The sequence below is a fragment of the Flavobacterium sp. KACC 22761 genome, assembly GCF_034058155.1.
Classification (GTDB): domain Bacteria; phylum Bacteroidota; class Bacteroidia; order Flavobacteriales; family Flavobacteriaceae; genus Flavobacterium.
Genome location: NZ_CP139148.1, coordinates 388,518 through 401,239, shown reverse-complemented (window position 1 = coordinate 401,239; position 12,722 = coordinate 388,518). Strand labels below are relative to the sequence as shown.

Annotated in this window: 10 protein-coding genes; 1 reads left to right on the top strand and 9 read right to left on the bottom strand. The window is 34.0% G+C overall.

The window, feature by feature from the left end; genetic code table 11:
• Positions 1 to 70: 70 nt before the first annotated feature.
• From SCB73_RS01705 to SCB73_RS01665, 9 genes are all read right to left on the bottom strand, one after another.
• Positions 71 to 1,669 (bottom strand): PepSY-associated TM helix domain-containing protein, encoded by a 1,599-nt coding sequence (locus SCB73_RS01705; protein WP_320568460.1) that lies wholly within the window; start codon positions 1,667 to 1,669, stop codon positions 71 to 73.
• Positions 1,670 to 1,760: 91 nt separating this feature from the next.
• A complete protein-coding gene (locus tag SCB73_RS01700) occupies positions 1,761 to 3,920 on the bottom strand; it encodes a TonB-dependent receptor (protein ID WP_320568459.1) in 2,160 nt (719 codons plus the stop codon).
• A gap of 86 nt (positions 3,921 to 4,006) precedes the next feature.
• Positions 4,007 to 4,384: a hypothetical protein gene (locus tag SCB73_RS01695; RefSeq protein WP_320568458.1), complete on the bottom strand. Its 378-nt coding sequence runs from the start codon at positions 4,382 to 4,384 to the stop codon at positions 4,007 to 4,009.
• A 149-nt stretch (positions 4,385 to 4,533) separates the two neighbouring features.
• A protein-coding gene (locus tag SCB73_RS01690) for an IS3 family transposase (RefSeq protein WP_320566433.1) occupies positions 4,534 to 5,801 on the bottom strand; the annotation gives its coding sequence in 2 pieces (ribosomal slippage) (positions 4,534 to 5,462 and positions 5,462 to 5,801; 1,269 coding nt in all).
• A 134-nt stretch (positions 5,802 to 5,935) separates the two neighbouring features.
• Positions 5,936 to 9,277, bottom strand: a complete 3,342-nt coding sequence (secA, locus tag SCB73_RS01685) for a preprotein translocase subunit SecA (protein WP_320568457.1) — start codon at positions 9,275 to 9,277, stop codon at positions 5,936 to 5,938.
• Between the two features lie 90 nt (positions 9,278 to 9,367).
• Positions 9,368 to 9,589 (bottom strand): DUF2795 domain-containing protein, encoded by a 222-nt coding sequence (locus SCB73_RS01680; protein ID WP_007138072.1) that lies wholly within the window; start codon positions 9,587 to 9,589, stop codon positions 9,368 to 9,370.
• A 217-nt stretch (positions 9,590 to 9,806) separates the two neighbouring features.
• The gene (locus tag SCB73_RS01675; RefSeq protein ID WP_320568456.1) at positions 9,807 to 10,376 is read right to left on the bottom strand and encodes a cob(I)yrinic acid a,c-diamide adenosyltransferase; all 570 of its coding nucleotides are present in this window, start codon (positions 10,374 to 10,376) and stop codon (positions 9,807 to 9,809) included.
• 56 nt (positions 10,377 to 10,432) lie between these two features.
• Positions 10,433 to 10,966, bottom strand: a complete 534-nt coding sequence (locus tag SCB73_RS01670) for a hypothetical protein (RefSeq protein WP_320568455.1) — start codon at positions 10,964 to 10,966, stop codon at positions 10,433 to 10,435.
• Positions 10,967 to 11,059: 93 nt separating this feature from the next.
• Complete coding sequence (locus SCB73_RS01665; protein ID WP_320568454.1) at positions 11,060 to 11,746, bottom strand: ABC transporter ATP-binding protein; 687 nt, start codon at positions 11,744 to 11,746, stop codon at positions 11,060 to 11,062.
• A 292-nt stretch (positions 11,747 to 12,038) separates the two neighbouring features.
• Between SCB73_RS01665 and SCB73_RS01660 the strand changes: the two genes are divergently transcribed.
• Entirely contained in the window at positions 12,039 to 12,701 is a 663-nt protein-coding gene (locus SCB73_RS01660) for a DUF6565 domain-containing protein (RefSeq protein ID WP_320568453.1), read from the top strand.
• Positions 12,702 to 12,722 lie beyond the last annotated feature (21 nt).

The following is a 12,722-nucleotide window of genomic DNA, read 5'->3' as shown; positions in this document are numbered from 1 at the left end:
AATTTAGAAAAAGATTCTAAGAAAATAAAAACTTAGCGTCTTATAATCTTAGAACCTTAGCATCTTTCAACTATTTTTTCAAGAAAAGAATAAAGCCTAAAATGCTGACAATTAAAATTGAAAGCGTTGCCAAAATTGTTGCTAAATCGCGAATGTTTTTTCCAGCCCAATCCATAAACAAAAATTTATGCAAAATGGCAAATGAATAACCCTCAACTCGATCTGAATTAGTAACGACTCCGGCTAATCTTGAGGTTGAGGTTTCAATAAAATAAGTCGTTTTTTGAGGTGTGTCATAAGCCAATTTTACAACCGGAAGTCTTTTGTTTACAAAGCCGTATTCTCTACTATCAAAATCGGTTAAAACTTTTGATTCAAGCAATTTTATATTTTCGAATGAGGGTTGAGAATCATCTTCTGATGTATCGATCATTTCGCAACATGAAGCTTTTGGCGCTCCATCTGTAAAATAATATGCTAAAAATTGAGCATATTCCAAATCTAGATTTGGTGCTATTTTATTTGTTGTGGCATTTATGTAAATCACCTCAGATTTTGATTCGTCTTTTTTATTCCATTTCGAATCTGATTTTGGCATTTTAAATTTTTTAGTGTCTTTTTCAAGCAATTGACATCTGTAATATGTAGTGTCATTTAGCGTAATTAAACTGATGTTTTGAAAACGATTCCAATCTAAATTTAGATTGTTATTTGCGCCAGGGATTTCTTTGGTCACAAAAGTTGGTTCATAAACCATTTGCGACAAAGTATAAGGCGCCCATTTTATTGTTGCATGGTATGCACCGCTGAAGGTGAAAGTCAAAGTGAAAAGTGAAATCCAAATTCCAATTTGGCGATGGTATTTTCTCAAACCTTTTTTTGGCGCTAAACTATCCGTTTTTTTGAATTGTTTCCAAAGCAATCCATAAATTAAAATACCGCTCAAAGCAGAAAATCCAATAATTGACAGTAAGAAAATCATCGTAATAATTCGGACACTATTGTTACTTATGGCATCGATAAAAGACCAATTGTGGAAAGTGTCGAAAAACCAGATGAAAGCTTGTCGAGAAATTGGATTGTAAGTTGCCAATTTGCTCGATGAAGTTTCGACATAAACTTGCATGGTATCTGGACGGTCGAAACTTAATTTGTAAACCGGTAAATACCGATTCACATATTTGTATTGCGACGTAAATTCGGTTACAACTTCGCTGTTTTTTAAAGGACTTTTTTGATCGTCTAAGAAATAACGCGAAAGCCATTCGGCATATTTTTGATCTCCATTTTCTAGTTTTTTGGCTGTGGAAGCATCGTAATACCAAAGCTCGCCAAAAATGGTTTTTACCTGATAATAAGTTGCATTATTAAAAGTAACGATTCTGAAATTTTTGAATTGCGATATTTCATTTTTCAGCAAAACTTCCTGAATAGAATAATGCAATTGGCTTTTGTCAATAATTTGCTGTTCGATTTTATCGTGAGCAATTTCGGGTTTGAAAAAATGCGCCATAAAGGGATGCATTAAACCAGAAAATGTCCAGAAAATTACCGGGATAATTGTAATCAACCCAATAACACGATGCCATTTGTACATGTTTTGTTTGACTTTTTTGATGAATTTTGAATCTTTCTTTTTAGAAGATTTATTGTTTGTTTCTTTACTCATTGCTTGCTTTTTTTTGGCCACAGATTTCACGGATTAAACGGATTTTTATCATTAGGAAATCTTTTTAATCCTTAAAATCTGTGGCTAAATATTATTTTTTTAATGAAAAATTATATTGAATTCCGAATACAAAAGTTCTTGGTGCGGCAGCAGTATAAGTAGGCTGAGCATTGGCAACATTGGTTCTTGTAACATTGTAAGCGTATAATTTGTCAGTAAGATTTAGTACGTTTCCATAAATCTCAATTTTTTTCCATTGGTAACCAATTCTAGCATTGAAAATATTGTAGCCATCGTATTTTACCGTATTGATTTGATCTTGATAATAACTTCCTACGAGTTGCCATTCGATTGAAGTTCTTAGATTTGGAAGCCAGTTTGGATAATAACTTACTTCTGAATTCCCTGACCATTTTGGAGCTGAAGGCATTTCTTTTCCGTTTAAATCCTGAATCGGATCTGATGGTTTGTCCGAAAGTTTAAAATCGATATAAGTATGTTGTGCATAAGTGCCACCAAGACGAATGTTGAATTGTTTTGACGGTCTGTACGAAGCGCCAAACTCAATTCCTTTGTGACGGGTTTCTCCAGCCGAGCGATAATCGGTTGAATTGTCTGTAAGTTTGATGTTTAGCAACTCATTTTTGCCTTCCATATAATAAAAAGCATAATCAAAATTTAATTTGTTTTGGAAGAATGATAGCCATCCGCCAACTTCATAATTGTCGAAATCTGCTGGTTTAAGGTTGTAATAAAACTCGGCAGGAACGCCCGATGTTCCTCCAGTTCCCGGTTTAGCTCTAAAAATGGAAGTAATTCCCGGAGGTGCAAAACCTTGAGAGTAATTGCCGTAAAAACCAGCAAATTCAAATGGATTGTAATTTGCTCCAGCCTTAAAAGTAAATTTGTCATAAACTTTGCTTCCTGTAGAAAGGTCAATAGCATTGTCATAATTCACTTTCATATTGTCATATCGGCCACCAACAGTAACAACTAATTTTTCGATTGGGTTAAAACTGATTTGTGCATAACCGGCCGTGTTGAAAATATCTGCCGTATAATCTGAAAGTTTAGAATCAGGGTGTTCAGCAATGATTTCATACGAATTTACAGTTTGTTTTCCTGGTTGTCCCGGATTCAAATTGGCTTTTAAATCAATAACATACGACCAATAAGTTACCGGAGAATAATCGTACAAAGCGCCAGCAACAATTTTAGTGTTCAAGAAATCAAATTTTTGAGTGTGTTGCCCAATTGCGCCATAACTTTTGAAGTTGTTTGAATTTACTTCACCTTTGGCTGTTGTCGGATTTACTGTCGGACTCCATTTGATTCCGTATGACGGATTTTGGCCTAATTTATTGTCGCGCAAATATGCGTTGATGTAACTGCTTGAATTTTCGTTCCAATCGTGTTCTAATGTTAAACGAGTTCGTAAAGCGTCAGATTTTCTATAAGTGAAATCGGAAGTGCTTTTATAAGTTCTATTATTAAAATCGTCTTCGTTGACCGTGCCACTCATATCTGAATAATATTTTCCGTACATGGTATTACTGATCAATCGGGTAGAAGGAGAAATGTTGTAATCAATTCTCGCATTCAAATTATTTTTGTTATAATCAGAATAGGTCATCCAGCCATTTTTTTGCAAACTTGAAATTCCTGCAATATGAAAACCAACTTTTCCAATTGTTGCACCGCCGGCCGCCTGGAATCTTCTGTATCCATAATTATCAGCCTGAATTCCGAATTTAAACTCAGGATCAACAGGAGGTTTTATCGAAATTAAATTGATAGTTCCGCCAACAGCTTCTGGCCCGTATAATGAAGAAACAGGACCTTTTACAACTTCAATACTTTGTAAATTATATTGGTTTATTTCTAATAAAGCATTGTGATTGAAAATTCCCATCGGGCGAATTGGCAATCCGTCTTCCAAATATAAATAATAGGCATTTGTGGTCATAGGTTGTCGAATAGACATCATGTGTTGTTCGTTTCCTAGATTTACCATCAAAACACCCGGAGTTTTATTTATGATTTCGTAAACTGCTGTAGCCTTGGCATCGTTGATAGTTTTGGCGGTTAATTTACTGATTGCAACTGGAGTTTCTTTTCTCAAAGTTGCCGTACGATTAGCGGTTACAAAAACATTTTCAAGTTCATGCGATTTTGTTGTGTCTTGTGCTGTTTTGTTTTGCGCAAAAACACATTGCCCTATGATCAATAGGGTAAAGTATATTTTTTTCATTTTAAATTATATAAATTAAGCTATAAGCTATAGGCAATAAGCCATAAGCTATGAACTGTAAGTCTTATAGTTGTGACTTTTAAAATTTATATAAAATAGGATGGAGGGTGAAAAATTGAATTTGCAATTGCAATAGGTTTTTTATCGAATGAAGCAAAGATTTTTGCTTTTGATTCGATAGGCCCTGTCAATTTAAAGTTGTTTAAAGTTGAAGATTGAATGTAAACTACTTCTGCTTTTTCTTTCAGATTGTTTTGCATTCTTTTTTCGTTGTCAGCGTATTTTTTTAAGCTTTTTTGAAGTTCACAACGACCGTTACAGGTATTAAAAACCATTTTGCGCTGCACACAGATTGTTTTTGAAATTTCTTCCTGATTTAATTTGAATGAGGTGTAAACAAAGAAACTGCCAAAAGAAGGAACTAATAGCATGCAGGAAAGAAATATGACGAAAAGTCGTTTCAAAGTATGTTTCGTTGTTTTCGAGGGCAAAAATACATTTTAAATATTATTTACAAGAATGATTTCTGTCATTTAATGTTAAAAAACAATAACATGAGATTTTTAGTGAGTTGTCCTGAAAAAGGTTGACTCGATTAGTAATATAAAATTAATTAAATCGGAACAGAATTATTTTTGTTCCGATTTGTTTTTTTCCATCTTTTGAGTTTGATTTGATTTTGTAAATGTGCTTGATTTGGAGTCAGCATATTTATTGATAAATGCACTCTTATTTGATTATAAAATAAAATAGATTCTAGAGCTTGCTTTTTCAGATTTTCAAAATCTTCAAAGATTTCAGATAATCCAAATTCTTCTTTTAAAATACCATTTACTCTTTCTGCAACTGCATTTTCATATGGATCATAGTTTTGTGTCATACTTATCAGAATCTTGCTTTGAGATAAATATTCCGTGTACTCTTTGCTGCAATATTGAAGACCTCTATCTGAATGATGTATGAGATTTCTGCTGTATTTCCTATTACCGACAGCCATCTTTAAAGCTTCTAATGTAGAAGAAGCCATTAAATTATCCGATAAATTATAACCTACAATTTTCTTCGAGTATGCATCTGTTATCAAATGCAGGTAATATGTTTGTTCTTTAGTTCTTAGATAAGTAATATCAGCAACCCAAACCTGCTCAGGCTCATTGAGCTTGATTTCTTTTATTAAATTTGGATATTTACGCATCCAATGTCTTGAATTTGTTGTCTTGTAATATCTTCTAGCTTTAGGGACTAATAAATATTCATCACGTAAAAAATCAAACAATTTATCTCTGCCAATCTTTATTTGATGTCTTTTTAAATCATCTTTCAGCATATAATGCAGTTTTCTGCCACCGGTTTTTGGCAGCTTTTGACGAACCGACATTACCAAAGATTTGAGATGTACTTTGTCGGGAATTGACTTTAATAGATGTGATTTTCGTTTGTAATAAGCTTGTTTACTGTATCCAAACAATCGACATATTTCACAAGGACTAACCCTGTATATACGATTTATTTCTTGGACTGCTTGGAACCAGACTTTTTTACAATCTCGATTTTTAGCTCGCGTTCGGCTATTTCAATAAACTTTTTAAAGACCAATAATTCTTGCTCTTTCTTAGCTAATTGAGCTTCGAGTTCTTTGATGCGTTGAGATTGAGGATCTTTCATAGGTCGTCCCAGTGTTAGTTTTTCCAGATATGTAAATTTACCATATTTTCTTAACCAACTGTCGATACAGCTATGACTTCTGATTTGGTAACGACGGCGAAGATCTGCCTTGCAAAATAATCCCAGTTCAAATTCTTTTACAACCTGTTTTTTGAATGCCTCACTGTAAGTGCAATCAGGCACAATTCTTTTAAATACTTCTCTTGTTAGTGACATAATTAAGTTAATTATAGTCAACTTTTTTCAGGACGAGACATAGATATGAAAAACCCGACAGGTTTTTAAAACCTGTCGGGTTTGATATGTAATTTAAGTACTAGTCTGAAAACTGCTACTACTACTGTAAACTATTATTTAACTAAAACCCAAGTGCCTGAAGCTAATAAAGCTTCTGCTTTTTTGAATTTCATTTCTTCCGTTTTTCCAGTTGCAACTTCTTGAACAGTAACTGTATCATTTCTGTTGATTTTTGGCATATCTCTAACGATAGTTTCAGTAACTTGACGTTGCTGTGTTTCTCCAGCCTCACGGTTCATACTTTCGCTGTTTGGAATTTCGTCTTTGCTTAATTGCAAGTTTTCTTGTTGACGAACTTCTCTTGCTTCGTGAATTTCAGGAACGTTTTGAGCTGGTAAATCACCTTTGAATAAGAATGAAATAACTTCTTTGTTAACGTTGTCCAACATTCCTCTAAACAAATTGAAAGCTTCTAATTTGTAGATAAGCAATGGATCTTTTTGCTCGTGAACAGCCAATTGAACAGATTGTTTCAATTCGTCCATTTTGCGTAAGTGTTTTTTCCAAGCTTCATCAACAATTGATAATGTGATGTTTTTCTCAAAATCAGCAATCAATTGAGCACCTTGGCTTTCGTATGCTTTTTTCAAATCCGTAACTACATTCAAAGTTTTGATTCCGTCAGTGAAAGGAACTACAATTCTTTCGAAATGATTGTTTGGTTCTTCAAAAACACCTTTAATGATTGGGAAAGCTTCTCTTGCGCTTCTTTCTGTTTTTTCAGTATAGAATGCTAAAGCTTCTTTGTATACTTTTCCAGTAACTTCAATATCATTTAATTTTGTGAAATCGGCTTCAGAAATTGGAGATGTGATTCCGAAATAACGAATTAAATCAAATTCAAATCCTTTGAAATCGTTTGTTACTTTATTGTTGCTTACAATTAATTCGCAAGTATCATAAAGCATATTCGCGATATCCAATTTCAAACGCTCACCAAACAATGCGTGACGACGACGTTTGTAAACTACTTCACGTTGAGAGTTCATTACGTCATCATACTCTAATAAACGTTTACGAACACCAAAGTTGTTTTCTTCTACTTTTTTCTGAGCACGTTCGATAGATTTAGTCATCATAGAATGCTGAATAACTTCACCTTCTTTTAATCCCATTCTGTCCATTACTTTCGCAACTCTTTCAGAACCGAATAAACGCATTAAGTTATCTTCAAGAGAAACATAAAATTGAGAACTTCCTGGATCTCCTTGACGACCAGAACGACCACGTAACTGTCTGTCAACACGACGAGAATCATGACGTTCAGTACCAACGATTGCTAAACCTCCTGCAGCTTTTACTTCAGGAGACAATTTAATATCGGTACCACGACCAGCCATGTTTGTTGCAATAGTTACAACTCCAGCTTTACCAGCTTCTTCGACGATTTGTGCCTCTTGCTTGTGCATTTTGGCATTCAATACGTTGTGTTGAATTCCTCTCATTTTAAGCATACGGCTTAATAATTCTGAAATCTCTACAGAAGTTGTTCCAATCAATACCGGTCTTCCTGCTTGTGATAATTCTGTTACATCTTCGATTACTGCATTGAATTTCTCACGAGTTGTTTTGTAGATGTAATCTTCTTTGTCAATTCTCGCAATTCCTTTGTTTGTTGGAATTTCAACAACATCCAATTTATAAATTTGCCATAACTCACCAGCTTCTGTAACAGCAGTACCGGTCATACCTGCCAATTTGCTGTACATTCTGAAATAGTTTTGTAATGTAACCGTTGCAAAAGTTTGAGTTGCAGCTTCGATTTTTACATTTTCTTTTGCTTCGATCGCTTGGTGAAGACCGTCTGAGTAACGACGTCCATCCATGATACGACCTGTTTGCTCATCGACAATTAAAATTTTGTTGTCCATGATAACGTACTCAACATCTTTTTCAAATAAAGCATATGCTTTTAAAAGTTGCGTTAACGTATGAATACGCTCGCTTTTTACACCAAAATCTTGGAATAATCTTTCTTTAGCTTCAGCTTCAGCGTCTTTGTCTAATTTTTGTTTTTCAATCGCAGCGATTTCAGTTCCGATGTCTGGTAAAACGAAGAAATCGGCATCAGTATCTCCAGAAAGGTATTTAATACCGTTGTCTGTTAATTCTACTTGATTGTTTTTTTCTTCAATCACAAAATACAAAGCTTCATCCACTTTATGCATTTCGCGATTGTTGTCTTGCATATATTGATTTTCAGTTTTTTGAAGCAATTGTTTGATTCCTTCTTCACTTAAAAATTTAATTAATGCTTTATTTTTAGGTAAACTTCTATAGGCTCTTAATAATTGGAAACCTCCCTCTTTAGTATTACCTTCTTTGATCAATTTTTTAGCTTCCGCCAAGAAACCATTCGCTAACTGACGTTGTTGTGCAACTAAGTTTTCGATTTTTGGTTTCAATTCGTTGAATTCATGACGATCTCCTTGAGGAACTGGTCCCGAAATGATAAGTGGCGTTCTAGCATCATCAATTAATACAGAGTCAACCTCGTCGACAATGGCAAAATTGTGTTTTCTTTGAACTAAATCGCTAGGCGAGTGTGCCATGTTATCTCTTAAGTAGTCGAAACCAAACTCGTTGTTAGTTCCGTAAGTGATATCAGCGTCGTAAGCTTTTTTTCTAGCTTCTGTACTTGGCTGGTGATTGTCGATACAGTCAACAGATAAACCGTGGAATTCGAATAAAGGCGCTTTCCATGTACTATCACGTTTTGCCAAGTAGTCGTTCACCGTTACCAAGTGAACTCCGTTTCCAGTCAAAGCGTTTAAGTAAAGAGGAAGCGTAGCAACCAAAGTTTTACCTTCTCCCGTTTGCATTTCGGCAACTTTACCTTCGTGCAATACCATACCACCAATCAACTGAACATCATAGTGAATCATATCCCAAGTGATATCTTTTCCCGCAGCATTCCATTTGTTGGCCCAAATTGCTTTGTCGCCTTCAATAGTAATGTATGATTTTGCTGCTGAGAATTCGCGGTCTTTTGCAGTTGCAGTTACCTCGATATGTGAGTTTTCTTTAAAACGACGAGCCGTTTCTTTAACTACAGAAAACGCCTCTGGAAGAATTTCCAATAAAGTTTTTTCAGAGATTTCATAAGCTTCTTTTTCAAGAGCATCTATAGCATCATAAATATCTTCTCTTTTATCGATGTCTTCGATGTTTTCTACTTCAGCTTTTAGTGAAGCGATTTTAGCATCTTTATCAGCTCTAGCTTCTTTAATTCTGTCTTTAAAATAAACGGTTCTTTCTCTTAATTCGTCGTTTGAAAGACTCATTAATGGAGCTTCGAATGTTTTGATTTTATTTAAATAAGGTTGTAAAGCTTTGACATCTTTCTGTGATTTATCACCTACAAAGACTTTAATAATACTGTTTATGAAACTCATGATTTATTGTATTTCTTTTATTATATAATATGTATTTGAACCAAAAAAAAAGTCTCTATGATGAGAGACTTTTTCATTTGGTTTATTTTTTTAATATTCATCCTCATTCCAAAGATAATCTTCGTCTGTTGGATAATCTGGCCAAATTTCTTCCATTGATTCATATATCTCGCCTTCATCCTCGATTGACTGAAGGTTTTCTACTACTTCTAATGGAGCACCAGCTCTAATAGCGTAGTCAATAAGTTCATCTTTGTTAGCAGGCCATGGCGCATCACTTAAATAAGATGCTAATTCTAATGTCCAATACATCTGTTATCTGTTTAGTTTGTGCAAAAATAAATTTTTTACTGAAAAAGACAAGTAAATTTTGATTTATTTTAATAAAATTTAAGAACGTCCCTATTAGTAATCAGTTTTCAGTGGCAGTTTGCAGTATGAAAACCGATGTTTGCTACTAATTACTGTACTTTAAAGTATTCAGTTTTCGTGTTTAGTTTGCAGTATGAAAACTGAAAACTGAGACTGTTTACTTACGCGGTATCCATTTCACTTCCTCCGCTTTTAAGTCAAACGACAACTTCCGTGCCAAGACAAAAAGATAGTCAGAAAGTCGGTTTAAGTACTGGATTGCTATTTCAGGAACGTGTTCATTATGGCTTAAATGAACTGCCAAACGTTCTGCTCTACGACAAATACAACGTGCTATATGACAATGTGACACAGTTGGATGACCGCCTGGCAAAACAAAATGAGTCATTGGCGGAAGGCTTTCTTCCATTGTATCTATTTCGTTTTCGAGCAATTCAATATCTGAATCGATAATTCCAAGATTTTCTAATCGAAGTTTGCCATTTTTTAAGACTTCTTTTTCTTGTGGTGTTGCCAAAATGGCACCAACAGTAAAAAGACGATCCTGAATTTCGATTAAAATGGTTTTGTAATGCGGATTCATTTCCTGATCACGAATTAATCCGATGTAAGAATTCAATTCGTCAACAGTTCCGTAACTGTCAATTCGGATATGATCTTTAGGAACGCGTGTGCCTCCAAAAAGCGCTGTTGTTCCTTTATCGCCTGTTTTTGTATATACTTTCATTTTTTTTTAAGTTGCTAAGGTCCTGAGATGCTGAGACGCTAAGTTTTTTCTTTTTATTACTTATTTAAGCCAAGTTCATTACTCAGTTTTCTTAATTCTTTACGAGCTTTTTCGTTAAAAGCACCACTTTTTATTCCCGCTGTTTTTGCGGTCGACTCAAGTTGAGAACATTCTAAACAAATTTGTGTTTGACAAATGATTTTATTATCCTTAAAATAAATAAATCCTAGCCTTGGATTGTAACATGCATACAAATTTGGATTCTTAAATGTTTTTTTGTTTCCAAGAATTGCATTTAATTTTAAAATTTGTTTGCGTTCCAGTTTCTGCCGGGTTTTTATTGTACTAATGGATTTTCCATTTTTATTTATAGGATAAAATGAATGTCCATATCCGTCAAAACCTATATAATTAACTCCAATAACAGAATCACATTCAAATTCTTTCTCGTAAGATAAAAGGGTATCAATGTCGATTAAAAAGTGATTTGTAGTCGCCCAACGTATTTTTTCACTCTCAATTTTTGGAGGTAATAATTTAGAATTCTCATCGTTTTTTACGGGGCTATTCTTACAAGATGCCAAAAACAAAAAAGCGAATAAAAAATATCTAAAGAATTGGGTCATTTTTAAAACTCAGATTAAAATTTTCAAATTCGAATGTATGATTAGAAAAATCTAAAATTATTTACTCGTGTCGCTTTCAATTAAACCATCTCTTAAACGAATAACTCTGTGCGCATAAGCCGCAATATCTTCTTCGTGCGTTACAAGAATGACAGTGTTTCCTTGCGCATGAATATCTCCAAAAAGTTTCATGATTTCTACAGACGTTTTACTGTCTAAGTTTCCTGTTGGCTCATCGGCTAAAATTATAGAAGGTTTGTTGACCAATGCGCGAGCAACAGCAACACGCTGGCGCTGTCCTCCAGAAAGCTGATTCGGCTGATGATCCATTCTGTCTGCAAGATTAACTTGTGCTAATACTTCTGTAGCGCGTGCAATTCTTTCAGATTTTCCGTAACCGGCATAAATCATTGGAAGTGCAACGTTATCAAGAGCAGTTGTTCTAGGCAAAAGATTAAAAGTCTGGAAAACAAAACCAATTTCTTTGTTTCTGATTTCGGCTAATTCATCATCTCGCATTTGGCTGACATCTTTTTCATTCAAAATATATCGTCCAGAAGTTGGAGTGTCTAAACAACCTAATAAATTCATCAATGTTGATTTTCCAGATCCGGAAGGTCCCATTAAAGCAACATATTCGCCTTTGTTTATTTCGAGATCAATTCCTTTTAAAACATAAACGATTTCATTGCCAAGCGTAAAATTTCGTTTTATGTCGGTTATTTTAATTAATGGATTTGCCATTTTGTTTTACAATTTTGGATTTAAAAGTACAAAACACTTTTCAATAAAATGATAAGTAGTGTAGAATTGGATTTTGTTACAAAAACTGTTTTCATAAATAAAAAAGAAAAAAATATGTTTTTGAAACGTATAAGCGTTACATTATTTTAGTTTAAAGTTGTATAATTGTCAGTATTTTATGTGTTTTATAGTTTTAAGATGTTTTTTGTTTTAAAAATGTGTTAATAATGTAAAATTTTTGGAACTGAGTAGTAGTAAATTTGATTATCTATTAATTAAAATAATCAAGATTATGAAAAGCATAAAAATAGCCGCAGGAATTACATTACTAGTATTAGGGTTAGCATCTTGTAAAGATGAAAAACAAGAAAAAGCACAAAGGACCATTGAGTCATATGTAGTGTATGTTGATTCGGTAAAAAATATCAAATCAGATGAGTTGAAAGCAAACTGGGAAAGTGTTGATGCCGAATATAACAGAAGAGCTGAAAACGCACAGTTAGCTTTGGCAGATTTAAAAGATAATACTGCTGAAACTGCAAGAATAAATGCAAGCAAAGTCAAATATGAAGATTTTAAAAATGAAATGACAGTTGCTTTGGCACCACCGCCAGCTCCAAGCCCGAAACAGCAATTGCGAAATGCTTTGTTTGGAGAAGGGAAAATTGGAGACGATATGAGTTTTGCTTGGGTAAATGCCCAAAATATTCACAGCGTATATCAGCAATTTGTTCATACGGTTGAAGACAATAAAGATCGTTATTCCAGAGAAGACTGGGATGAAATTAAGGTATTGTATGAAGCCTTAGACAGCCGAAAAAATACGGTTGAAAAAGAAGGTTTGACAGCTGAAGACAATAGAAAGATTGCTGGCTTGAAAATTAAATTTGCACCAATGTATAAAATAAACAGAATGGGCGCAAAAGCAGAAGAAAATAGAGACGCTAAAAAATAGGTTTTTAGTATTTGAATTAGT